The sequence below is a fragment of the Megasphaera sp. NM10 genome (assembly GCF_000417505.1).
GTDB lineage: Bacteria > Bacillota > Negativicutes > Veillonellales > Megasphaeraceae > Megasphaera > Megasphaera intestinihominis.
This window is the reverse complement of record NZ_APHY01000037.1, coordinates 1-23,206: the sequence shown is the minus strand read 5'-3', so window position 1 is coordinate 23,206 and position 23,206 is coordinate 1. Positions and strand designations below refer to the sequence as shown.

At 54.9% G+C, this 23,206-nt stretch carries 25 protein-coding genes; all 25 read left to right on the top strand.

Annotation, left to right across the window (positions count from 1 at the left end; translation table 11 throughout):
* Positions 1 to 232: 232 nt before the first annotated feature.
* Positions 233 to 643 (top strand): VanZ family protein, encoded by a 411-nt coding sequence (locus NM10_RS07530; RefSeq protein ID WP_239639661.1) that lies wholly within the window; start codon positions 233 to 235, stop codon positions 641 to 643.
* 104 nt (positions 644 to 747) lie between these two features.
* A complete protein-coding gene (locus NM10_RS07525; protein ID WP_020310989.1) occupies positions 748 to 1,551 on the top strand; it encodes an HD domain-containing protein in 804 nt (267 codons plus the stop codon).
* A 60-nt stretch (positions 1,552 to 1,611) separates the two neighbouring features.
* Positions 1,612 to 2,541: an NAD-dependent epimerase/dehydratase family protein gene (locus NM10_RS07520; RefSeq protein ID WP_020310988.1), complete on the top strand. Its 930-nt coding sequence runs from the start codon at positions 1,612 to 1,614 to the stop codon at positions 2,539 to 2,541.
* 87 nt (positions 2,542 to 2,628) lie between these two features.
* Positions 2,629 to 3,342: an orotidine-5'-phosphate decarboxylase gene (gene pyrF / locus NM10_RS07515; RefSeq protein WP_020310987.1), complete on the top strand. Its 714-nt coding sequence runs from the start codon at positions 2,629 to 2,631 to the stop codon at positions 3,340 to 3,342.
* A 6-nt stretch (positions 3,343 to 3,348) separates the two neighbouring features.
* Positions 3,349 to 3,936 (top strand): orotate phosphoribosyltransferase, encoded by a 588-nt coding sequence (pyrE, locus tag NM10_RS07510; RefSeq protein WP_020310986.1) that lies wholly within the window; start codon positions 3,349 to 3,351, stop codon positions 3,934 to 3,936.
* A 24-nt stretch (positions 3,937 to 3,960) separates the two neighbouring features.
* Positions 3,961 to 4,896, top strand: coding sequence for a hypothetical protein (locus NM10_RS07505; protein WP_020310985.1), 936 nt, complete (start codon positions 3,961 to 3,963; stop codon positions 4,894 to 4,896).
* Between the two features lie 194 nt (positions 4,897 to 5,090).
* Positions 5,091 to 5,588, top strand: coding sequence for a copper amine oxidase N-terminal domain-containing protein (locus NM10_RS07500; protein ID WP_020310984.1), 498 nt, complete (start codon positions 5,091 to 5,093; stop codon positions 5,586 to 5,588).
* Between the two features lie 208 nt (positions 5,589 to 5,796).
* Complete coding sequence (locus NM10_RS07495) at positions 5,797 to 6,741, top strand: aspartate carbamoyltransferase catalytic subunit (RefSeq protein WP_020310983.1); 945 nt, start codon at positions 5,797 to 5,799, stop codon at positions 6,739 to 6,741.
* Entirely contained in the window at positions 6,725 to 8,011 is a 1,287-nt protein-coding gene (locus NM10_RS07490; protein WP_020310982.1) for a dihydroorotase, read from the top strand. The genes NM10_RS07495 and NM10_RS07490 overlap by 17 nt, the downstream gene beginning before the upstream one ends.
* Complete coding sequence (gene carA, locus NM10_RS07485) at positions 8,011 to 9,069, top strand: glutamine-hydrolyzing carbamoyl-phosphate synthase small subunit (RefSeq protein ID WP_020310981.1); 1,059 nt, start codon at positions 8,011 to 8,013, stop codon at positions 9,067 to 9,069. The genes NM10_RS07490 and carA overlap by 1 nt, the downstream gene beginning before the upstream one ends.
* Position 9,070: 1 nt before the next feature.
* Positions 9,071 to 12,274 carry a carbamoyl-phosphate synthase large subunit gene (carB, locus tag NM10_RS07480; RefSeq protein WP_020310980.1) on the top strand — a complete coding sequence of 1,068 codons (3,204 nt, stop codon included), beginning with the start codon at positions 9,071 to 9,073 and terminating at the stop codon, positions 12,272 to 12,274.
* A 171-nt stretch (positions 12,275 to 12,445) separates the two neighbouring features.
* Positions 12,446 to 12,919, top strand: a complete 474-nt coding sequence (locus tag NM10_RS07475) for a hypothetical protein (RefSeq protein WP_239639660.1) — start codon at positions 12,446 to 12,448, stop codon at positions 12,917 to 12,919.
* A gap of 29 nt (positions 12,920 to 12,948) precedes the next feature.
* A complete protein-coding gene (locus NM10_RS07470) occupies positions 12,949 to 13,845 on the top strand; it encodes a S66 peptidase family protein (RefSeq protein ID WP_071601845.1) in 897 nt (298 codons plus the stop codon).
* A gap of 231 nt (positions 13,846 to 14,076) precedes the next feature.
* Complete coding sequence (argC, locus tag NM10_RS07465) at positions 14,077 to 15,018, top strand: N-acetyl-gamma-glutamyl-phosphate reductase (protein ID WP_020310977.1); 942 nt, start codon at positions 14,077 to 14,079, stop codon at positions 15,016 to 15,018.
* 142 nt (positions 15,019 to 15,160) lie between these two features.
* Complete coding sequence (tnpA, locus tag NM10_RS07460; protein ID WP_020310976.1) at positions 15,161 to 15,556, top strand: IS200/IS605 family transposase; 396 nt, start codon at positions 15,161 to 15,163, stop codon at positions 15,554 to 15,556.
* Positions 15,556 to 16,671, top strand: a complete 1,116-nt coding sequence (locus NM10_RS07455; protein WP_020310975.1) for an RNA-guided endonuclease TnpB family protein — start codon at positions 15,556 to 15,558, stop codon at positions 16,669 to 16,671. Before tnpA ends, NM10_RS07455 begins: the two co-directional genes overlap by 1 nt.
* A gap of 183 nt (positions 16,672 to 16,854) precedes the next feature.
* On the top strand, positions 16,855 to 17,310 hold the full coding sequence (locus NM10_RS07450; protein WP_020310974.1) for an NUDIX hydrolase: 456 nt from the start codon (positions 16,855 to 16,857) through the stop codon (positions 17,308 to 17,310).
* Positions 17,311 to 17,318: 8 nt separating this feature from the next.
* Positions 17,319 to 18,788 carry an aminotransferase class I/II-fold pyridoxal phosphate-dependent enzyme gene (locus tag NM10_RS07445; RefSeq protein ID WP_020310973.1) on the top strand — a complete coding sequence of 490 codons (1,470 nt, stop codon included), beginning with the start codon at positions 17,319 to 17,321 and terminating at the stop codon, positions 18,786 to 18,788.
* Positions 18,778 to 19,446, top strand: a complete 669-nt coding sequence (locus tag NM10_RS07440) for a dTMP kinase (RefSeq protein ID WP_020310972.1) — start codon at positions 18,778 to 18,780, stop codon at positions 19,444 to 19,446. The genes NM10_RS07445 and NM10_RS07440 overlap by 11 nt, the downstream gene beginning before the upstream one ends.
* Positions 19,447 to 19,500: 54 nt before the next feature.
* On the top strand, positions 19,501 to 20,493 hold the full coding sequence (locus tag NM10_RS07435) for a DNA polymerase III subunit (protein WP_239639658.1): 993 nt from the start codon (positions 19,501 to 19,503) through the stop codon (positions 20,491 to 20,493).
* Positions 20,490 to 21,335, top strand: a complete 846-nt coding sequence (locus NM10_RS07430) for a PSP1 domain-containing protein (protein ID WP_020310970.1) — start codon at positions 20,490 to 20,492, stop codon at positions 21,333 to 21,335. Before NM10_RS07435 ends, NM10_RS07430 begins: the two co-directional genes overlap by 4 nt.
* Positions 21,325 to 21,534, top strand: coding sequence for a hypothetical protein (locus NM10_RS14585; RefSeq protein WP_239639657.1), 210 nt, complete (start codon positions 21,325 to 21,327; stop codon positions 21,532 to 21,534). Before NM10_RS07430 ends, NM10_RS14585 begins: the two co-directional genes overlap by 11 nt.
* Before the next feature lie 5 nt (positions 21,535 to 21,539).
* Positions 21,540 to 22,058, top strand: a complete 519-nt coding sequence (locus NM10_RS07425) for a tRNA1(Val) (adenine(37)-N6)-methyltransferase (protein WP_239639656.1) — start codon at positions 21,540 to 21,542, stop codon at positions 22,056 to 22,058.
* A 15-nt stretch (positions 22,059 to 22,073) separates the two neighbouring features.
* Complete coding sequence (rsmI, locus tag NM10_RS07420; protein WP_036243873.1) at positions 22,074 to 22,919, top strand: 16S rRNA (cytidine(1402)-2'-O)-methyltransferase; 846 nt, start codon at positions 22,074 to 22,076, stop codon at positions 22,917 to 22,919.
* Positions 22,920 to 22,955: 36 nt separating this feature from the next.
* Positions 22,956 to 23,206, top strand: a 251-nt coding sequence (locus tag NM10_RS07415; RefSeq protein ID WP_020310968.1) for a class I tRNA ligase family protein, incomplete at its 3' end; no start/stop codon positions are given.

The following is a 23,206-nucleotide window of genomic DNA, read 5'->3' as shown; positions in this document are numbered from 1 at the left end:
CTCATTAAGTTGTATAATATYASCAGACATGGTCTATTGCCTCCTTACGAATTTTGTGTGGTAACTTAATTGTACTAGCGGCAATAGACTATGTCTATTTTTTATGAAATTGAATTTGCGAAATATATTTTACCTTATCATTTTTTGCGGTACAATGAGGGCGATTGTTTTTTGGGATGGGGTGGCATGTATGGGACGTAGATGGATTCAGGTTGTAGTCGGGTTGCTGGTTATGGGCGTCATCGGTGTAATTTGGTGGCATTCTATGCAGAATGGAGTGGCTTCTCATGCCGAGAGCCGGCGGGTCCTGGCGTGGGTCCTGGCCCGGATACAAGGATCGGCGGTGGCGCCTTATTTGAGTGACGGGCATATCCGGCGCTTGGCGCATTTGACGGAATATACGACATTGGGCGTCGTGTTGAGCAGTTTTTCTGTTTTAATTTCGCGGCGTTCTCATAAAGTTTGGGTGCTCCTGATTGGAATCAGCGTGGCCGCGATTGACGAATATATTCAGCTGTTTTCCGGTGGCCGGACGTCGACCTGGCATGATGTGGTGCTCGACGGTGTCGGTTGTATAATTGGCATTGTTTTAGTCCTGGTCATCCGGGGCGTGAAGCGGGGCGTTCGTGCCATACGAAGATAGGGCCAGTGGCCTGCGTTATTATCAAGTTCGCTCGTATATGATATAATTAATCTTATAATTGAATTATATTAAGGATACATAAGGAAGGTGGTTCGGTGAGTCGTATGGATCGGGATTTTGTGGTATCACAATTTACGCGGTACGTCCAGGGCTTTGACCAGGAGGAAGAAGGCGTCCGGCTGAAGTATGCTCATTCTTTGCGGGTGAGCGGGTTGTGTGAACAGATTGCTTTGAGTCTGGATTTGTTTCAGGATGATGTGGATTTGGCCTGGCTCATCGGCGTCCTCCACGATATCGGCCGCTTTGAGCAGCTGCGGGAGTATCATACGTTCGTCGATTATCGGTCCATGGACCATGCCAAATACGGGGCCCATTACTTGTTTGCTGACGGTCATATCCGCGATTTTCTGGACGATATGAGTCAGGATAATGTGATTTGTATGGCTATTGACCAGCATAATGTCTATCAGCTTCGCCGGGATTTGACGCCGCGACAGCAACTCTTTTGCCAGCTCATCCGCGATGCCGACAAAATCGATATTTTCCGGGTTTATGTCATGTATATGCGCCAAAAGAAGAATATCTGGAACGTCGACTGGTCTGACTTTGAAAACCAGCCTATTTCCGATGTCGTCATGGCTCAGGCCCGCCAGGGGAAACTGGTGCGGACACAGGATAAGAAGACCTTCATGGACTTTTATGTCGGTGCGCTCTGCCTCTATTTTGATTTAGTCTATCCCCGGAGCCAGCAGCTGGCGCGGGAACAGGGCTATCTCGATAGGCTCCTCGATTTCCATTCGCAGAACGCCGATAGTGAAGGAAAATTGGAAGAAATCCGTCGTTTGATTCGCAGGACGGGAACATTGCCTCATCCTTCATTTATTGATACAATATATAAAAATATGTAGTATATATTTGATTGATGACAAAATGAGTATTGTATCCTTAATAGTAGGGGGCTTAAAATTATGGAAATATTGATTACTGGCGGTGCTGGGTTCATTGGGTCACACATTTTGGCACAGCTCCAGGGACGGCGCGATATGGATGTCGTCGTGTTTGACAATTTGTCCAGCGGATCCAAAGAACATGTACCGGCTGGGATGGAACTGGTAGAAGGCGACGTCTGCGATGAAGCGGCTGTAGATGCCCTTTTTGCCGACCATCACTTTGATGCCGTCATCCACTTGGCGGCCCAGACGATGGTCCCGACTTCAGTGGAACAGCCTGTCCTCGATTGCCAGATTAATCTGGAAGGCGTCCTCCACGTGCTGGAAGCCTGCCGGATCCATGGCACAGGGCACATCCTTTTTTCGTCCAGTGCCGCTGTCTACGGCGACAACCTCCATATCCCCCTGAAGGAAACGGAACGGCTCGTGCCGACGTCCCCTTATGGTATCACTAAGATGGCGACGGAACATTACCTGCGGGTCTATCACGAATTATATGGTATGGATGCGACGGTTTTCCGCTTTGCCAACGTCTATGGCGAACGGCAGGGCGAAAAGGGCGAAGGCGGCGTCGTCAGTATTTTCTGCAAGCTTTTGTCCCAGCGTCAGGGAATCACGGTTTTCGGCGACGGCAATCAGACCCGCGATTTCGTCTATGCCGGCGATATTGCCCAGGCCATCATCCGGGCGCTGCCGCTCAAAGGCTGTCACACGATGAACGTGTCGACCGGACAGGAAACGAGCATCAACGATTTGATCCGCAGTTTTGAAAAAGCCGTGGGCTATACGGTCCCCGTCCAGTATACGGCACCCAGGACGGGCGATATCCTGCGGTCGGTCCTCAGCAATGAGGCCTTGAAAAGGGATTTAGGTTTTGTGCCGGAAATGGATTTGGAAGAAGGAATCCGTCGGACCTATGACTGGTACCGCAGCCAATGGACGAAGTAAGGCGCTTTTTGCCTTGACAGGCTTCCCAAAACATGACACAATTAATTAGATATGCCTATATACATTTATATACAGGAGGGGTAGCCTATGGCAGATGATCGCATCATTACGGCTTTGGACGTCCATTCATTGGATGATATGAAGAAGCTCGTTGAAACCCTTGGCGATAGTGTTTCTTTTTATAAAGTCGGGATGGAACTCTTTTACAGTGCCGGTCCCGATGCAGTACGGTATTTGAAGGACCAGGGGAAACATGTTTTCCTCGATTTGAAGGTCCACGATATTCCCAATACGGTGGCCCAGAGCATCCGCGCCCTGACCCGTCTCGGCGCCGACCTCATGACGCTGCACGGCACAGGCGGCCGGGCTATGATGGAAGCGGCTGCAGAAGCTGTCCGCGATGAAGCGGCCAAATTGAATATCGAACGGCCGCGCCTGCTGGCTGTAACGGTCCTGACCAGTATCGACGAAGACGCGTGGAAGGAAATCGGCGGCAAGTACAGCATTGCCGAATCGGTCAAGAATCTGGCGAAACTGGCCAAGGAAGCCGGTATCGACGGCACCGTCTCTTCGCCGTATGAAGCTAAAGAAATCCGGGAAATGAATGGTCCCGATTTCCTCATCGTCACGCCGGGCATCCGTCCGACGTTTGCCGTAGCCAATGACCAGAAGCGGTTCACGACGCCGTCTCAGGCTTTGCGCGACGGGGCATCTCATTTAGTCATCGGCCGTCCGATTACCAAGGCCGCCGATCCTAAGGAAGCAGCCCAAAAGATTTTAGCAGAAATTCAGGGGGTATAATCAATCATGATGACAGAAGCAGAAGTAAGACAGTTGTTAGTAGACACCAAGGCCGTCCTCGAAGGCCATTTCCTCTTGACGTCGGGCCTGCACAGCCCGCTGTACGTTGAAAAGTTCAACGTCCTCCAGCATCCGGAATATACGGAAAAGCTCTGCAAGGAATTGGCAGAACGTTTCAAGGACCAGAACGTCCAGACCGTCATGGGTCCTATGACCGGCGGCATCCTGCTGGCTCATGAAGTCGGCAAGGCACTCGGTACGCGGGCTATCTTCACGGAACGTGAAAAAGGCGTCATGACACTGCGCCGCGGTTTCCATATCGAACCGGGTGAACGCGTCCTCATCGTCGAAGATATCGTCACGACTGGCGGTTCCGTCCAGGAAGTCGTCAATGTCGTCAAGAAAGCCGGCGGCGTCATCGTCGGTGTCGGCCTCCTCGTCGACCGCAGCGGCGGTAAAGCTGAATTCGGCGTACCGAAAGATAAAGTCCAGGCTCTCCTGCATTTGACCGTCCCGACGTACAAACCGGAAGAATGCCCGCTCTGCAAACAGGGCATCCCCATGACTGAACGGGGCAGCCACCATCTGAAATAATCTGGGTCAGGAGATGTTTTGTTCATGGAAATGTTATCGGCCATAGCGCCTTTCTTCGTGGCTGGCCTGATGGGGACGGTGTTCGCCCGTTTTACGGGTATCAATATGAGCATGTGCGTCCTCCTCATGTTCTTGTACATGGGGGCCAAGCCTGTCGAATGTATTGCCGCTATGTTGATGTTTAATGTTTTTACGTATTTTACGGTGTACTCTCAGCTCCATGTCATGAAGATCAAGAGTTTCACCTTTTTCCCCGGCGTGCGCCTGGCCATCCCGATTTTGATTACCATCGCCCTGGCTGCGCTCAATCCTTTCATTGGCATCGTCTTTTTCGTCTTTACCTTCCTCATGGAAATCTTTGCCAAGATTTATAAGGAAATGGATGCCAAGTCGCGGCCGACGAAAGGGAAAATCGGCCAGATGGTCGTCATCGCCGGTATCCTGGTGACTATCGGTGCAGCTATCGTCCAGTTCATCCCGGAAAATTACTACTACATCGTCGGCGGCGTGACCATCTTGATTTACGCCTTCGTCATGTGGCGGACGGGAGACCGCCGCAAGGGGACGGCCTGGTGGGATAAGATGCTCTACGCATCGACGTTCCTCACCGGCCTGAGCGGTATCGACGGGACCGATTGGCTTACGGCGATGCGCCGCAATCCCGAATCGGTGTTGTCCAAGTGCTATCCCATCGTCATCAACGGGGCCATGATCATCGGCCTGCTGGCGTCGTATGCCATGTACCAGTATTTCTCGCTGGGCGCCCTGTTCGCTACTATCGGCTCGGCCGTCGGCATCCGCCTGTTCGGCTTGTATGAACATAAAGAAAAGGGAAGCTTCTCGTACCTCACCCTGGGCATTGCCGTCCTGGCAGCCCTGGTGTTCATGATCATCCAGCCAGTACCGACGGGATTCCCCGTCGTACCCATGGCCGACCAGACGGGATTCTTTGATTTTTAGTTTTGCAAAAAAGCGCTGTCTTTTATGGCAGCGCTTTTTTTACAAGGCTCCCTTTATAGGGGAGCTGGCCGCCGAAGGCGGTCTGAGAGGTTGTTTTTAAATATTAGCAGGAAAACGGCGGGATTTGTCGAATATATTATATATGTCCTTATTTATGACTCATTTTTGTGTTTTGGATAAAGGGGGAATCCCTTATGAAGAAGAGTATTATCTTAGCGATGGTCGTGGCGGCTTTGGCTTGCGGGCCGGCCTGGGCCTATGATGAAGGGCCGGTTATGGGGCCGTATACGTCGATTCCGGGGCTGACGGCGATCCAGCAGTGCCAGCTGACCGTTGCCGGCAAGGTCATGGACCCGGCCGATGGAGCCGTATTACAGGAAAATAACGTGGTCATGATTCCTCTGCGTAAAGTGGCGGAACAGCTCGGTTATACCGTGACCTGGAATCCTGACGACCAGAGCGTCCGCGTCGAGATGAATATCGCCTATATCATCGTCAAACCCGGTGAAGACTGGTACGAACGGATCGGGACAATCAAGAAGGTCAACTTGAACCACATCTTCCAGTACGGTGCCGGCCCGGTCAATGTCAACGGTACGATGTACGTCCCGGCCCAGCTCTTTGAAGCCTTTTACAACAGCGTCACCATTACGCCCCAGGCCGTGACCATTACGCCGGCATCGACGGACTGAAGTCGTGAAAAAACTGCTTGACTTTATGGGCCTTGGCCGATACAATATATAGAAGAATATGTGGCAGTCCCGTGAGGCTGTGCGATTCTAATACTTTCAGATTGTACCTTTAATATAGTCCGGAGAGGCTAAAAAGGGACATATTTTGCCATGCTTATAATATGACCTTTGCCCTGCGGCAGAGGTCTTTTTTTACAAGGAGGATTCGATGGTTAGTATACAGGGCAAAAGCCTGTTGGGGCTCCAGGGAGTACCGAAAGAAGAAATTGAGTTGATACTGCAGGTAGCTAAGAAGATGAAAGCCGTCGTCAACAGCGGGAATAAGAAGTTATCCCTGCTCAAAGGGAAATCGGTGGTCAACATGTTCTGGGAACCGAGCACGCGTACGCGCGGTTCCTTTGAAATGGCTGCCAAGTATCTCGGCGCCGATGTCATCAACTTCACGCCGCGGGGAAGCTCCATCCAGAAAGGCGAAAGTTTCCGCGATACCCTGCTGACGGTAACGGCCATGGGTGTCGATGCCATCGTCATGCGTCAGAAACAGGAAGGTTCGCCTTGGTTTGCCGACCGCTGCGTCGACCCGATCATCATCAACGCCGGTGATGGCGCCCACGAACATCCGACGCAGGGCCTCCTCGACATGTTCACCATTCAGGAAGTCAAAGGCCATATCGACGGCTTGAAGGTCGTCATCGTCGGCGATATCGACCACGGACGCGTCGCCCGCTCCAATATTTACGGCCTCAAGACCATGGGTGCTGACGTCCACCTCGTCGGTCCGCGGACACTGCTCCAGCCGGAATTGGAAGCCATGGGCGTCAAAGTCCACTACGACTTGAAGGAAGCCATCCAGGATGCAGACGTCATCAACGTCCTGCGCATCCAGAAAGAACGCCAGGGCATCGGCTTCTTACCCAGCGCCGGTGAATACAATTCGCTCTTCGGTATCAACCGCGACCGCCTCAAGTGGGCTAAAGACGACGTCCTCGTCCTTCATCCGGGTCCCATGAACCGGGGCATCGAAATCGAACCGGATACATGTTACAGTGAATTTTCTTCGATTCAGGAACAGGTCAAGAACGGCGTATCCGTCCGTATGGCCGTATTATATCTGACAATTATGGGAGGCGATGACGTTGACACTACTCGTTAAAGGCGGCAGAGTCGTAAATCCGGCCATGCAGCAGGATGAAATTTGTGACATTCTCATTGAAAATGGTAAAATTAAGGAAGTCGGAGCCAATCTGAGCGCTGACGGCGCCGAAATCTTCGACGCATCGGGCCTCGTCGTAGCACCGGGCTTCATCGATATGCACGTCCATCTCCGCCAGCCCGGCCAGTCCGGCAAGGAAACGATTGAAACGGGGACGAAGGCAGCAGCTGCCGGCGGCATCACCCGCGTTGCGACCATGCCGAATACCAAGCCGGTCATCGATTCGGCAATCATCGTCGACGGCATGAAGTATAAAATCGAACGGGAAGCCAAAGTCAAAGTCGAAATCATCGGCGCCATCTCCAAGGGCCTCCAGGGCCAGGAACTGGCCGCTATGGGCGCCATGGCCAAAGAAGGCGTCGCCGCTTTCTCCGATGACGGCCGTTACGTCGAAAACTGCGATTTCATGCGCAAAGCCATGGAATATGCCAGCATGTTCCACAAGGTCATCATCGACCACTGCGAAGAACAGAGCCTCGTCGAAGGCGGCAACATGCATGAAGGCGTCGTTTCCAACGAACTGGGCATCAAAGGCCGTCCGGCTGTCGCCGAAGACATTGCCGTCGCCCGCGATATTTTCCTGGCCGAAGCGACACACACGCCGGTCCACATCGCTCACATCAGCACCAAGAACGCTGTCGAACTGGTCCGCCAGGCCAAGAAGCGCGGCGTCCAGGTCACGGCAGAAGTCACGCCGCAGCACCTCATCCTGACCGATGAAGCCCTGCGCACTTTTGAAACACGGTATAAAGTCAACCCGCCGATCCGCTCGGAAGAACACCGCGCAGCCTGCGTCGCCGGCCTGCAGGATGGCACCATCGATGCCGTCGTCACCGACCACGCACCGCATGAATGGGAAGAAAAGGACCAGGAATTCAACCTGGCTCCCAGCGGCTTCGTCGGCTTGGAAACGAGCGTCGGCGCCATGCTGACTTATATGTATCATACGGGTCATATCGACCTCATGACTCTGGTCAATGCCATGTCGACGGCACAGGCCAAGATCCTCGGCCTCGATGCCGGTGTCATCGCACCGGGCAAGGATGCCGATTTGACCGTACTCGATCTCGATAAAGAATGGACGGTAGATTCCTCGAAATTCTATTCTAAGGGAAAAGCGTCGCCTTTCGATGAAATGATTTTCAAAGGCAAGGCCGCAGCTACCATCGTCAATGGTGAAATTGTAATGAAAAACGGGGAGGTTTTATAATGAAAGGTGTCCTCATATTAGAGAATGGACAGAAGTTTTATGGCAACATGCTGATGGATGAACCAGCTGTCGGCGAAGTTGTCTTCAATACGGGCATGACAGGCTATCAGGAAACGTTCACCGATCCGTCCTATGCCGGTCAGATCATTACCATGACCTACCCGCTCATCGGTAACTACGGTTTGTTCCACGAAATCGAACAGGCCGACCGTCCCTATGCTGCCGGCTTCATCGTCAGCGAGCTCTGTGAAGAACCGAGCAACTGGCAGAATGAAGGCAAGCTGTCTACCTTTATTATGACACACCACATCCCCTGCCTCTACGGCGTCGATACGCGTGCCATTACGCGGGCCATCCGCAGCCAGGGCGTCATGAAAGGCGTCATCGTGCCGGAAACGATGGAAGAAAGCGCTATCAAGGAACTCTTCGATACGCCGCTGGAAACGCAGCTCGTCCGCCGCGTCACGACGCGTGAAATCAAGCACATGGGCGATGGCCGCTTCCACGTCGCCGTCATGGATTACGGCGCCAAAGCCAACATCCTGCGCGAACTGGTCAACAGCGACTGCCGCCTGACCCTTTTCCCGGCTGAAACCAAGGCTGAAGAAGTCCTGGCCGTCAATCCGGACGGTATCTTCCTGAGCAACGGCCCTGGCGACCCGAAAGACGTCCCGTACATCGTCGAAGAAGTCAAGAAGATGATCGGCAAGAAACCGATTTTCGGCATCTGCCTGGGCCTTCAGATGCTCGGCCTGGCTCTGGGCGGCAAGAGCCGCAAGCTGACCTTCGGCCACCGCGGTGCCAACCATCCGGTCAAGGATATCCGCACGGGCCGCGTCTACATCACGTCCCAGAACCACGGCTATGTCATCGACGAAGCCTCTCTGCCCGATGACGTCGTCATCACCCATCGCAACCTCCACGACAACACCCTCGAAGGTTTTGAAGTCCCGTCCAAGAAGATCATGTGCGTCCAGTACCATCCGGAAGCTTCGCCGGGACCGACTGATAATTTGTATCTGTTTACACAATTCGTCAAGATGATGGAGGAAAACTAACATGATAGAAGGATTGAAGAAAGTACTCGTTATCGGTTCGGGCCCTATTATCATCGGTCAGGCCGCTGAATTCGACTATGCCGGCACTCAGGCCTGCCGCGCCTTGAAGGAAGAAGGACTGGAAGTCGTCCTCATCAACAGCAACCCGGCGACGATCATGACCGACGAAGACATTGCCGACCGTGTCTATGTCGAACCGATTTCCCTCGACTACGTGACGGAAGTCATTGAAAAAGAACGGCCTGACGGCCTGCTGGCTACCCTTGGCGGCCAGGTCGGCCTGAATATGGCTGTCGAACTGGCTAACGCCGGTGTCCTGGAAAAATATAACGTCCAGCTCCTCGGGACGCATCTGTCGGCTATCGAAGAAGCCGAAGACCGGGCACTCTTCAAGAAAGCCATGAAAGATATCAACCAGCCTGTTCCGGAAAGCGATATCTTTGAAGACGTCCCGTCGGCCATCGAATTCGCCGACAAAATCGGCTATCCGATCATCGTCCGTCCGGCCTTTACCCTTGGCGGTACCGGCGGCGGCATCGCCCACGACGAAGACGAATTGTTCATGATCGCCACGCGCGGCATCAAACTCAGCCCGATCAACCAGATCCTCGTCGAACGCTCCGTTGCCGGCTGGAAGGAAATCGAATACGAAGTCATGCGCGATAAGGCCGACAACTGCATCATCGTCTGCAACATGGAAAACATCGACCCAGTCGGCATCCATACGGGTGACTCCATCGTCGTCGCACCGAGCCAGACCCTGAACGACTTGCAGTACCAGATGCTGCGTACGGCATCGCTGGACATCATCCGCCGCTTGAAGATCGAAGGCGGCTGCAACGTCCAGTACGCCCTGGACCCGAACAGCAACCAGTATTACGTCATCGAAGTCAATCCCCGTGTCAGCCGTTCGTCGGCCCTGGCTTCCAAAGCGACGGGCTATCCTATCGCCAAAGTTGCCGCCAAAGTCGCTACAGGCCTGACCCTGGACCAGATCACCAATGCCGTTACGGGCAAGACGACGGCCTGCTTCGAACCGACCCTCGACTATTGCGTCGTCAAATTCCCGCGCTGGCCTTTTGAAAAATTCGCCCTCGCCGACAAGACCCTGGGCACGCAGATGAAGGCTACGGGCGAAGTCATGGCCCTCGACCGCTGCTTTGAAGGGGCTCTGCTCAAAGCCGTCCGCTCCCTGGAAATCGGCGTCAACTATATTTCCATGAAGAAGCTCGAAAGCAAGTCCCTCATCGACATCGTCGAACTCCTGCAGAAGCAGGATGATGAACGGCTCTTCGTCGTCGCTCAGGCCCTGCGCCTCGGCATCAGCGAAGAAAAGATTCATTACATCACGGGCTATGACCTGTGGTTCCTCCATAAGATCAAGAACATCATCGACTTGGAATTCGACTTGAAGCGCAACAACCTGACGGTCGATAACATCCGCCTGGCTAAACGCTACAGCATGCCGGATGCCGTCATCGCCGGCTTCACCAACAAGACGGAAGACGAAGTCCGCCAGTTCCGCCTCGACCACGGCATTACGCCGACCTTCAAGATGGTCGATACGTGCGCTGCCGAATTTGAAGCCGCTACGCCGTATTACTATTCGTGCTATGCCGACGAAGACGAAGTCAAGCCCCTGGGCAAGAAGAGCGTCATCGTCCTCGGTTCCGGCCCAATCCGCATCGGTCAGGGTATCGAATTCGACTACTGCTCGGTCCATTCGGCCTGGGCCCTGCGCAAAGCCGGCATGAACAGCATCATCGTCAACAACAACCCGGAAACGGTCAGCACCGACTTCGATACGTCGGACAGCCTGTACTTTGAACCGCTCACCGTCGAAGACGTCATGGCTGTCGTCGACAAGGAAAAACCGGTCGGCGTCATCTGCCAGTTCGGCGGCCAGACGGCTATCAACCTGGCAGCTCCACTGGCCAAACGGGGCGTTACCGTCCTCGGTACGTCTGTTGACGGCATGGACCGCGCCGAAGACCGCGAACGCTTCGACGAAGTCCTGGCCAAATTGAACATTCCCCGTCCGGACGGCCGCATCGCTACCAGCGATAAAGAAGCCATGAAGGTTTCCAAGGAATTGGAATTCCCGCTCATCGTCCGCCCGTCTTACGTCCTCGGCGGCCGGGCTATGGAAATCGTCTATAACGAAAAAGAATTGGAACGCTATCTCCGTGAAGCCGTCATCGCTTCACCGGACCACCCGATCCTCATCGACGAATACATGGTCGGCCGTGAAGTCGAAGTCGACGCCGTTGCCGACGGTACTGACGTCTACATCCCGGGCATCATGGAACAGGTCGAACGGGCCGGCGTCCATTCCGGTGACTCCATCGCCGTCTATCCGCCGCAGCACTTGGACCAGGATATGATCAACCAGATTGTCGACTACACGACGCGCATTTCCCTGGAACTCCAGGTCAAAGGTTCGGTCAACATCCAGTTCGTCGTTTCCCGCGGCAAGTTGTACATCATCGAAGTCAACCCGCGTTCGAGCCGTACTGTTCCCTTCCTGAGCAAGGTCACCCATTTCCCGATTGTCGAAATCGCAACCCGCATCGCCCTCGGCGAAACTTTGAAGGACATGGGCTATCACAGCGGTCTCATGCCGGCCAAGAAACACGTCGCCGCCAAGGCTCCAGTCTTCTCGTTCAGTAAGATCGGCCTGGCTGAAATCGCCCTCGGGCCGGAAATGAAATCGACTGGCGAAGTCATGGGTATCGGCCATTCGTACTCCGAAGCCCTGTACAAAGCCGTCAATGGCGCTAAGATGAAGATCCCCGCTGGCGGTACGATCCTGGTCACCGTCGCCGACCGCGATAAAGCCGAAGCCCTCCAGCTGGCTGAAGGCTTCAAGGAATTGGGCTATCACATCATCGCCACCGAAGGGACAGGCAAATACTTCAACGACCACGGCATGCCCGTCGACATCGTCCGCAAGATCCACGAAGGCGGCCAGAATATCGCCACCCTGATCCGCAACGGCAAAATCGACTTGGTCCTCAACACCCTGACCTATGGCAAACACCCGGAACGCGACGGCTTCAACCTCCGCCGCATGGCCGTAGAACTCGCCGTTCCCTGCCTGACCTCCCTCGATACAGCCCGTGAAGTCCTCCGCGTCTTTGCCAACAAAGGCAAAAACGAAGGCTATCACCACGTCGCTGCCTTGCAGGATTATGATATGGAATAACTTATAGTTTGTAGTATGGAGTTTGTAGTTTGTAGAAGCTGGTTTTAAATTTTTTACCATTTTCTGCAAACTAAAAACTACAAACTTAAAACTCAAAAAGAGGCTGTCGCACGTGCGACAGCCTCTTTTTTGTCGTATAATAAAGGCATACTTTGAAGGGAGGTTTTTGGTATGAATATGAAACGTGGGTTAATGATTCTATCATTAGGGGCCGCGGTGGCCCTCGGAGGTTTTGGCAGCGGTCAGGCTTTTTTCAACAGTCCTTTGGCTGCGAATAGTCATTACCGGCCGATTAATTTTGGCATGGGTTATGAAATGTACGTCGATTTGAGTTCGCTGGAAACCGTGAAGGATGACGGTCAGGGCTGGATTTTTAAGGTCAATCTCTTCCGGTCGCCAGAGGATTCGGGGAATATTGAAGGGACGTATACCCTGACTTATAAGGTGGCTCATGGCCAGGCCTGGCTGTATAATGATTCGACCCATAGCTGGCAGGAAATCCCTATGCGCAAGAAGGAAATCAAGCACAATCAGATTGCCGATTTCGTCGCCGTCAATCTCTGTTACAAGCAGAAGACGGGCCAATATCTGAATGACGACTATGGCTATGCCAAGGGTATGGAGCGTTACTACAAGGGGGAGTAACGGCGGGAACGGCCCTTCGGGGACCGGCACTGCGCCGCGGTGACTGCATCGGCATCGCAGCGCCGGCCACGCACGATGAAGGCCAGGATATTTCTGCGGCCGTAGCCCGGTTGGAACGGGCCGGTTATCGCGTCAAGATGACGCCGACGGTCACTGGGAATTATGGTTTCTTTTCCGGGACCGATGCGGACCGGGCCCGCGATATCAATGCCTTGTTCCACGACGATGATGTCAAGGCCATTATCTGCCTCAATGGCGGCTACGGCTCGGCGCGTATCCTCGATAAGCTGGATTATGACTATATCGCGTCTCATCCCAAACTGGTCGTCGGCTTCAGCGATGTGACGGCCTTGCAGGCTGCCCTTTGGGAAAAATGCCGCTTAGTCACAGCCAATGGACCGCTCATGGTCACCCTCGTCGGTTCCGATGCCTATACGGCAGGTCAGTTCTTCCAGGGCCTTACGACAGATGCATGGCGAGGTCCTCTGGCCCTGCCGGCCGGGCGGAAGCTGACGACCGTCGTTCCGGGACAGGCGGAAGGGCCGATCGTCGGCGGCAATCTGACGGTTCTCACATCCCTTGTCGGCACGCCTTATGCCCTCGACGGGACGGGCTGTATCCTGGTCCTGGAGGATACTGGCGAAGATGCTTACCGCATTGACCGCATGCTGAACCAGCTCTGGCAGAGCGGCCTTTTGTCCCGCGTCGCCGCCATCGCCTATGGCGATTTCACCGACTGCCCCAACGACCCAGACGACTTCACGACGGACCAGGTCCTGGATTATTATGCCCATCTGGCTGGAAAACCCGCCATCAAAGGACTGCCCGTCGGCCATACCAGGGATAAGGCCTTCGTGCCTTACGGCGTCAAAGTCCGCCTCGATGCCGACGGGGAGGGCGCATCGCTTACCTTTATTGATGGTTGATGTTAGGCGGGCCGCAGCCTCTGCTGTCCGTTCTGGCAACCGTCCTGCGCCTTCCGTTGGTCGGCACCTGACGGGCCAGAAAGGCCCTTGGGACGGCCCCTACGGTTATTTACGATTATTTATGTAAAAAATCGTGCATAATTCTTGACAAAATATTAAAATGCATCTATAATGAATAAAAATTCAACAAATAGTCAGGGCACAGCCCATGTGATATAGGAGTGATGAAGTGTGAAAACGAAAGTATTCATTGATGGTCATGAAGGGACGACGGGCCTTCGGATTCATGAACGGCTCAGTACCCGCCAGGATATCGAATTGGTTCCCATTGCCGACGATGTCCGCAAGGATCCCGACGCCATCCGGGCCTGCATGAAACAGGCCGACATCGCCTTCCTTTGTCTCCCTGACGGTGCCGCAGCCGAAGCCGTAACACTGGCTGAAGGTTGTGATGTCCGCCTCATCGACACGTCGACCGGGCGGCGGGTAGCACCGGGCTGGATCTATGGTTTCCCCGAATTATCGCCCCAGCAGGCCGCAGCCATTGCCAAGAGCGACCGCGTCGGCAATCCGGGTTGCCACGCCAGCGGCGCCATTTCCATTTTACAGCCCCTGACAGAAGCCGGCATCGTTCCGGCCGATTATCCGGTGACGGCTTTTTCCCTGACCGGGTACAGCGGCGGCGGCAAGAAGATGATTGCCCAGTACGAAGGCGACAAAGGGCAGGATTTATATGCACCGCGCCAGTACGGCCTGGTACAGCAGCACAAGCACCTGCCGGAAATCGTCACCATCTGCCATTTGACGCAGGAACCGGTCTTTACGCCTATCGTCGACGACTACTACAGTGGCATGGAAGTCATGATTCCTTTCTTCAGCCACTTGCTGGCGAAAAAGGTGACGGCTCACGACGTCTGGCAGGTTTTGGCCAGCCATTACGACGGCTGCCCCTTCGTCCACGTCCTTCCTTTTGGCGAAGACAAGGGCGGCTTCATCGCAGCCAATGATATGAGCGGCTACGACGATATGGAAATCCTGGTCACCGGCAATGACCAGCGCATCATGGTCACGTCCTTGTTCGACAACCTCGGCAAAGGCGCTTCCGGTGCGGCTATCCAGAATATGAACCTCATGATGGGTATTGATCCCACGACGGGGCTGAATTTAACCTGATTCTGCAAGAAGTCTCCCGCCTCTTTAGGCGGTGAGATGAATTGCAGGTTTTTCTGAGGGTTCGATGCCCTCAGAAAGACAATTGCTTCATAATTTGTTTTGCAGTATAATCAGTAGTAAGAGAGAAAGGACTGATTATACTATGGAATTAGACAGTAACAACCATTCAGTGTTCTTGCTCTATTACCATCTTGTTTTGGTGGTGAAGTACCGCCGCAAAGTATTTTCTGACCCAATGAGCCAATATGCAAAAGATATATTTGTCCGCATAGGTTCATCATATAATATCACTTTGGAAGAATGGAACCACGACCAAGACCATGTACATATTATGTTTCGTGCCCATCCTAATACAGAGATATCGAAATTTGTCAACGCTTATAAAAGTGCCAGCTCAAGGCTCATAAAGAGATACTTCCCCGAGGTTAGGTGTAAGCTATGGAAGGACATGTTCTGGTCAAGAAGCTATTGTCTGCTGACAACCGGAGGCGCTCCTATAGAGACAATTCGCAAGTATATAGAAAGTCAAGGCAGGTGATGATAGTGAATAAGGCATACCGATACAGGATCTATCCGACAACGGAACAGAAAATGATGTTTGCCAAGACCTTCGGCTGTGTCCGATTCATCTACAACAAGATGCTGAGTGACCGCATTGACTATTATAAGGAAACCGGCCAAAAGCTGAATAACACGCCTGCGCAGTACAAAGAAGAATTCCCTTGGCTAAAGGAAGTAGATAGTTTAGCCCTTGCCAATGCCCAAATGAACCTGAATAAGGCCTACAGCCACTTTTGGAATGACAGCCAGCATTTCGGCAAGCCGCGCTTCAAGTCCAAGAAGAATAGCCGTGCTTCATATTCCACGAATAACCAGAAGGGTTCTGTCCGAATCGAGGGCCATAAGGTGAAACTGCCAAAAGTCGGTTGGGTGAAATTATGCCAGCATCGTCCCTTACCGGAGAACAGTATCATAAAGACCGTAACCATCAGCCAGACGCCATCAGGAAAGTACTATATCAGTATGCTGGTGGAGTATGAAAACCAAGTACTCCCTGTCATACCGAAGACTTTCCTGGGGCTGGATTTTGCGATGCACGGCTTGTATGTGGCTTCCGATGAGGAGGATGCTAAGTATCCCGATTTCCTGCGAAAGGCAGGGAAGAGATTGGCTAAGGCACAGCGAAAGCTATCCAAAAAGCTGAAAGGAAGTCACAACAGAGAAAAACAAAGGCTGCGTGTAGCTATTCTCCATGAGAAAGTGGCCAATCAACGGCGGGATTTCCTGCATAAGAAGTCCCGCTACCTCGCAGACCACTATGACGCCATTGGCATTGAGGATATCAGCGTCAAAGCGATGGCCAAGCGGAAAAAGGGTGGCAAGTTCAGCTTTGGCAAATCCGTAGCTGACAATGGCTGGAATATGTTCACGAACATGCTGGAATATAAGCTGGCTTGGCAAGGCAAAAAGCTTATCAAGATAGACAAGTGGTATCCCAGCAGCCAGCTGTGCCATGTTTGCGGATATCAGAACCACGAAACCAAGGACTTGTCTGTAAGGGAATGGGATTGCCCTAAATGTGGCAGTCATCATAACCGAGATAAAAACGCAGCCATAAATATTCGAGAAGAAGCCAGGCGGATATCAGCCTGACGTAATCCATAAAATACCGTGGGTCGCACGGGAATCTACGCCTGTGGAGAGAGTGTAAGCCGCCGCAACTCTTTGGAGTCAGTAGCGCTGTTCTCGTTGAAGCAGGAAGCTCCCGCCTCTATAGGCGGGAGTACGTTCACTATATTTATTGCAATGAATTTGTATAGATGGGAGATTGGGGTTATGGCGCAAGAAGCAAATGTATTGATGGGGTTGAGTGTCAAAGCGATGATTTTTCATGAAGGGAAGCTGCTGCTGTTGCAGAAGAACGATGCCGAAGGGCTGCATCATTGGGAATTCCCTGGCGGCGGCCTGCGCTTTACAGAAGATTTTGAAGCCGGCCTGCGCCGGGAAGTCAGCGAAGAAACGGGCCTTTCCATCACCTTAGAGGCTCCGGCAGGTATCTGGAGTTACCAGAAGAAAGACGGCCAATTCCTGAATGGTGTCATCTTTACGGCCATGACCACGTCCGATAACGTTACATTATCAGAAGAACATCTGGCCTACCGCTGGGTCACGCCGGCCGGACTGCCGTCGTACCGCCTGCACGGCTCTCTGCAGCGCTCGCTGAAGCAGATGAAACAGTTCTCTTATGAAAAGAGCCACGCCTTGCTGCGCGGCTTCCTTTCGGCTATATGAGGTGGCCCATGGATAGAGAAAAGCAGCAAAAGGCGCCTTTCGTCGAAGCACTGGAAGGGTATTGCCAGCAGCACATGAAGGCCTACCATACACCGGGTCATAAACTGGGACAGGGCATTTCTGCCTACCAGGCCAATCTCTTTGGCGACGCCCTGCGGCGGGACCTGGGCGTCATGTATGCTTTGGATGACTTGTTCCAGCCTGAAGGGGCGCTGAAGGGAGCCATGGAACTGGCCGCCGACCTCTATGGCGCCGGGCGGACTTTCTTTTCCATCAACGGCACGACGGCCTGCATCGAAGCCATGATCCTGGCTGTCTGCGGCGATGGCGATGAGCTCATCATCCCCCGCGAAGCCCACAAAAGCGTCATCAACGGCCTGGTCCTGAGCGGCGCCGTTCCGGTCTATATGGAAAGCCGCTTCGATGCGGCCCGTCAGGTATCATTGGGACCGGACCTGGACAGTCTGAAGCGGGCTGTCGCCGCCCATCCTCGGGCCAAGGCCGTCGTCTTCACCTATCCGACTTACGACGGCATCGCCGGTAACTTGAAGGCCCTCACGGCCTATGCCCATGAAAAAGGCCTCTATGTCCTCGTCGATGAAGCCCATGGGGCCCATCTGGGCTTCCATCGGGACCTGCCTGCCGAAGCCCTGGCCTGCGGTGCCGACTGCGTGGCCCAGAGTACCCATAAGATGGCCGGCTCCCTGACCCAGACATCGATGCTGCACTGCCGCCAGGGCTTTCCCCTGTCGGACTGCGTCGCCGCCTCCATGGCCGTCGTCCAGTCGACGAGTCCTCATTACTGGTTCCTGGCATCCCTGGACAGCGCCCGCCAGCAGCTGGCCCTGGAAGGGCCGGAACTCATCGGCCGGGCCCTGGGACTGGCCCGATTCGTGCGGGACGCTATCAACGCCATTCCCGGCTTGACCGTCTTTGGCCGTGACATCATCGACGGACAGGTCGTCAGCGGCTTCGATGAAACGAAGATTACCATCGACTTTTCCGGCGTCGGTCTCGACGGCGTGACAGCCGAACGGCTCCTGCGCCAGCAGGGCATCGAAGTCGAGCTCGTCGCCGGCAATCACGTCCTGGCCCTGATCACCTTGGGCGATACGGAAGAAACGGCGCAGGCTTTGGTCGATGCCTGCCGGGCTATCGCCGAAGGGCGCAGCCTCTGCCAGGCCGGCCCGGTGGCCGAACAGGCCCTGCCCGTGCCCCGCGTCGTCATGGCGCCGCGTCAGGCCTGGAACTGCCCCGTAGAAGTCGTGCATTTCCATGAGGCACGCGGCCGCATTGCTGCGGAAAATGTGACCTTTTACCCGCCAGGCATCCCGGTCCTGACCTTAGGCGAAGAAATTACGGCAGCCTGCCAGGACTATATCCGCCGCAAGATGGCTGGCGGCTATAAGCCCAACGGCCCGGCTGACGGGACCTTGGCGACGATACGCGTCTTGAAGGAGGATTTCCATGAAAGGTAAATTATTCATCATCGAAGGTGGTGACGGCAGCGGCAAAGCGACGCAGACCCGCCTGCTGACGGAACACTTGCAGCGCGACGGCTATGACGTGAAGTCCGTCAGCTACCCCGACTATGACAGCGACTCCAGCGCCCTGGTCAAGATGTACCTGCGCGGCGACTTCGGCAGCGATGCTGATGCCGTCAATCCCTATGCGGCGTCGGCCTTCTTCGCCGTCGACCGCTTCGCGTCGTATCAGATGAAGTGGAAAGCCTTCTACGAACAGGGCGGCATCGTCATTGCCGACCGCTATACGACGAGCAACATGCTCTATCAGATGATCAAGATCGACGACCCGGCCCAGCGCCGGGCTTATCTGGCCTGGCTCGAGGACTTTGAATTCCGCAAGATGGGCCTGCCGGCACCGGACAAGGTCTTCCTCCTCGACGTCCCCCTGGCTGTCACGGAGCGGCTCATGGCGGACCGGACGGGCAAGACCGGCGGCCAGACCGGCGATATCCACGAAAAGAATGAAGGCTTCCTGGCCAAATGCCACGCCGCTTATGATGAGCTGGCCCAACGCTATCACTGGCAGCGCATTGCCTGCACGGAAGGCGGGGCCATGCGCACGCCTGAAGCCATCCATCAAGACTTATATGGCTGCCTATTTACTTTGTAGGGGATTTTTTCTATAATTAATTGTTAAGGTATTTTATTGGCGTAAGGGGGCGACATGATGGACAGGACACTGTTTGATCCGATTATCGGCCACAGCCGCCTGAAAGAACAGTTCGCCCGCCTCATCGACGAAGACCGCATCCCTCATGCCATGATTTTTGCCGGCCCGGCTGGTATCGGCAAGACCCTGATGGCCATCGCCGTCGCCTCGGCCCTGGTCGGACGCCGTGTCTTTCCCGACCTGGCCAGCCGCGAAGGCGAAGCCGTAGCCGGCGATAAAGACGATGCCTTCTATCTGGCGCCGATGGGGGCCATGCTGAAAGTGGACCAGTTCCGCCAGCTCCAGGGCGAACTGGCCCTGCAGGGCGAAACCGGCCGCCGCCGGGTCTGTATCATCGACCATGTGGAGACGATGAATACAGAATTTGCCAACCGCATGCTGAAGATTTTAGAAGAACCGCCGTCGGGCGTCTGCTTCATCTTGATTACGGACCAGCCCGATTTGCTGCTGCCGACCATCATTTCCCGCTGTGCCCGCTTTACCTTCGACCCCGTCGGCGACGACGAAATGCGCCAGGGACTGCGGCGCCTGCGGGGCGACGGCGGGAATTGGGACGAAGCCATCCTCTGGGGTGGCGGCATCGTCCGGACTGTATTGTCCTATCTCGACGGCCAGGGGACGGATAAGGCCCATTTCGCCCTGGATTTTTTGACGACTACGGCGAAACATGCCTGTCCCTATGCCAAATGGCTGGCCCTGTCCGCGGCGCTGACGGATAGGGAAACGACGGAGATACTCGGCTGGATCAGCCTTTTTCTCCGCGACATGGCCGTCCTGCGCAGCGGTGCCGGCCGGGACTATATACGTTTAAAAGGATATATCCATGAAATGACAGAATTACTGCCGTATTGGACGGATGACGCCGTCTTTGGCCTTTCCCGGGTGCTCGATGAAGGGCTGGAAGCCGTCTCGCGTCACGTCAACGTCCGCCTGGTCTGGGACTATGTATGCCTCCAGGCCATACGGCTTAGAGGAGGAATTCAATGATCGTTGTAGGTGTACGCTTTAAACCTGCCGGAAAGATATATTATTTCGATCCCGCCACTATCGAACTCAAGCTGGATGACGGCGTCATCGTCGAAACGGCGCGGGGCATGGAATTCGGCCATGTCGTCATTGCGCCGCGCAGTGCCGATTCGTCGGAAGTCGTCCAGCCGCTGAAGCCGATCATTCGCAAGGCGACGGCCAAGGACATTCGCCAGGTGGAAAAGAACAAGGAACGGGAAAAGAAAGCTTTCGGCATCTGCCTGGCGAAGATCGCCAAGCACAAACTGCCCATGAAACTCATCGACGTCGACTATACCTTCGACATGGGCAAGATTATCTTCTTCTTTACGGCTGACGGCCGCATCGACTTCCGCGAACTCGTCCGCGACCTGGCGTCGGTCTTCCGCACGCGCATCGAACTGCGCCAGATCGGCCTGCGCGACGAAGCCAAGATGATCGGCGGCATCGGCTGCTGCGGCCGGCCCCTGTGCTGCTCTACGTTCCTGGGCGATTTCAAGCCCGTTTCCATCCGCATGGCCAAGGGCCAGGGCATGTCCCTCAATCCGACCAAGATTTCCGGGATCTGCGGCCGCCTCATGTGCTGCCTGCGCTATGAAAACCAGCTCTATACGTCGGGCGAGCTGAAGTGCTGCAACTGCCAGCAGAAGAGCTGTGAACAGCAGAAGCCGCCGGCTGTGGGCAAACGGGTCATGACCGACGAAGGCGTCGGCACGGTCCTGCGCGTCCACATGAAGGACCATACGGTCAAAGTCCAGCTCGAATCGGGACACAACATCAACGTGCCCTGGTCGGACATAGGGGAAACGGAACATGAACATTGAGTTAGGCCCGCACGAACGGCTGGACGACCTGGTCCTGGACGGCATGAAAGTCATTCAGCGCGATGACCAGTTCTGCTTTTCTCTGGATACGGTCCTTCTGGCCCACTTCGGTGCCGTGCCTCACGGACCGGCTTTGGACCTGGGGACGGGGACGGCGGCTATCCCTCTCATCCTGACGGCCCGCGGTGCCAAGCGCTGACGGCAGTGGAATTCAATCCCGTCATGGCCGACATTGCCCGCCGTAACGTCGCCCTCAATGGCCGGGACGACCGCATTACCATCGTCGAAGGCGACTACCGCCGCATCCGGGAGTGGGCGGCGAGCGGCGCTTTTGCCGCAGTCTACGCCAACCCGCCGTACCGGGAAAAGAGCCGCGGTGCCTATAGCGACGTCGACGGCATCCGCCGGGCCTGCCATGAAGAGACGGCGACCCTTGGCGACGTCCTCGATGCTGTAAAATACGCCTTGAAATATCACGGCCGCTTCCGCATGGTTCATATTACGGAACGACTGGCCGATATTTTAGAGGCCATGCGCGCCCGAGATATCGAACCGAAAGTATTGCAGATGGTCCACGGCCGGCCTGACAAGAAGGCCAAGCTCTTCCTCGTCGAGGGCATCCGCGGCGGCAGCAAGGGCATGGACGTCCTGCCGCCGCTCATCGTCCACAACCCCGACGGCAGCTACAGCGATGCCGTCCTGCGATTATACGGGAAACGATAACTAGGGAGGAACATGATGCCGGAAATCTTTCAGAAAGGGACGCTGTATCTTTGCCCGACGCCTATCGGCAATCTCGAAGACATTACGTACCGCACGGTCCGCTGTCTCCGCGAAGCCGACCTCATCGCGGCAGAAGATACGCGTCATACGAAACAGCTGCTCCTGGCGTATGATATCGATACGCCGTTGACCAGCTATCATGAACACAATAAAGCTGAAAAAGGGCCGCAGCTCATTGAAAAATTGAAAGACGGCCTGATGATCGCCCTGGTCAGCGATGCCGGCATGCCGGCCATCTGCGACCCGGGCAGCGATATGGTCCGCCTGGCCCTGGAAGCCGATATCCCCATCGTACCCCTGCCCGGCGCCAATGCCGGCCTGACCGGGCTCATTGCCTCCGGTATGGATACGACGCGCTTTACCTTTGTCGGCTTCCTGCCGAAGACCCAGAAACACCGCCTGCCCGTCCTGGAATCGGTGAAAGCCTATGAAGGGACGCTCATCTTTTACGAAGCGCCTCACCGCATCCAGCAGGTCCTGGGCGAAATGCTCGAAGTCCTGGGCGACCGCCGGGCCGTCCTCTGCCGGGAACTGACCAAGCGGTATGAACAGTACCTGCGCGGCAGTCTCAGCCAGCTGCGGGCCGACCTGGCTGAGCAGGGGACGCGCGGTGAATTCGTCATCCTCGTCGAAGGGGCGGCGCCTGCTGCCGAATCCGCTGCCTCAGGCGACGTCGATTACGCGTCCCTGGTCCGGGAACTGATGGAACAGGGCGTCGATAAGAAAGAGGCCATCCGGACCGTCGCCAGACGGTGCGGCGTGCCTAAACGTAGTGTATACCAGGCTGCGCTTAGTTTATAACATCCGGCTCATTTGCCGGTATAGGAGGAAAATCCCATGTCTGAAAAAAGAAAGTATTACATTACAACACCTATTTACTATCCAAGTGCCAAACTTCACATCGGGCACACGTACTGCACGACCATTGCCGACTCGCTGGCACGGTTCCACCGTCTGCGCGGCGACGACGTCTTTTTCCTGACCGGCTCGGATGAACACGGCCAGAAAATCCAGCGTGCAGCCGAAGCAAAAGGCGTCAAACCGATTGAAATACGTCCGACGAAATCGATCGCCCTCTTCCAGCAACT

Bases quoted from the DNA above. Each gene is read 5' to 3' on its own strand.
- NM10_RS07500 (WP_020310984.1), top strand. From the start codon at position 5,091: ATGAAGAAGAGTATTATCTTAGCGATGGTCGTGGCGGCTTTGGCTTGC.
- NM10_RS07505 (WP_020310985.1), top strand. From the start codon at position 3,961: ATGGAAATGTTATCGGCCATAGCGCCTTTCTTCGTGGCTGGCCTGATG.
- NM10_RS07525 (WP_020310989.1), top strand. From the start codon at position 748: ATGGATCGGGATTTTGTGGTATCACAATTTACGCGGTACGTCCAGGGC.
- NM10_RS07530 (WP_239639661.1), top strand. From the start codon at position 233: ATGGGCGTCATCGGTGTAATTTGGTGGCATTCTATGCAGAATGGAGTG.
- tnpA (WP_020310976.1), top strand. From the start codon at position 15,161: ATGGAATTAGACAGTAACAACCATTCAGTGTTCTTGCTCTATTACCAT.
- NM10_RS07450 (WP_020310974.1), top strand. From the start codon at position 16,855: ATGGCGCAAGAAGCAAATGTATTGATGGGGTTGAGTGTCAAAGCGATG.
- NM10_RS07430 (WP_020310970.1), top strand. From the start codon at position 20,490: ATGATCGTTGTAGGTGTACGCTTTAAACCTGCCGGAAAGATATATTAT.
- NM10_RS07445 (WP_020310973.1), top strand. From the start codon at position 17,319: ATGGATAGAGAAAAGCAGCAAAAGGCGCCTTTCGTCGAAGCACTGGAA.
- pyrE (WP_020310986.1), top strand. From the start codon at position 3,349: ATGATGACAGAAGCAGAAGTAAGACAGTTGTTAGTAGACACCAAGGCC.
- NM10_RS07440 (WP_020310972.1), top strand. From the start codon at position 18,778: ATGAAAGGTAAATTATTCATCATCGAAGGTGGTGACGGCAGCGGCAAA.
- NM10_RS07455 (WP_020310975.1), top strand. From the start codon at position 15,556: ATGATAGTGAATAAGGCATACCGATACAGGATCTATCCGACAACGGAA.
- NM10_RS07475 (WP_239639660.1), top strand. From the start codon at position 12,446: ATGAATATGAAACGTGGGTTAATGATTCTATCATTAGGGGCCGCGGTG.
- carB (WP_020310980.1), top strand. From the start codon at position 9,071: ATGATAGAAGGATTGAAGAAAGTACTCGTTATCGGTTCGGGCCCTATT.
- NM10_RS07495 (WP_020310983.1), top strand. From the start codon at position 5,797: ATGGTTAGTATACAGGGCAAAAGCCTGTTGGGGCTCCAGGGAGTACCG.
- rsmI (WP_036243873.1), top strand. From the start codon at position 22,074: ATGCCGGAAATCTTTCAGAAAGGGACGCTGTATCTTTGCCCGACGCCT.
- NM10_RS07435 (WP_239639658.1), top strand. From the start codon at position 19,501: ATGATGGACAGGACACTGTTTGATCCGATTATCGGCCACAGCCGCCTG.
- NM10_RS07520 (WP_020310988.1), top strand. From the start codon at position 1,612: ATGGAAATATTGATTACTGGCGGTGCTGGGTTCATTGGGTCACACATT.
- pyrF (WP_020310987.1), top strand. From the start codon at position 2,629: ATGGCAGATGATCGCATCATTACGGCTTTGGACGTCCATTCATTGGAT.
- NM10_RS14585 (WP_239639657.1), top strand. From the start codon at position 21,325: ATGAACATTGAGTTAGGCCCGCACGAACGGCTGGACGACCTGGTCCTG.
- carA (WP_020310981.1), top strand. From the start codon at position 8,011: ATGAAAGGTGTCCTCATATTAGAGAATGGACAGAAGTTTTATGGCAAC.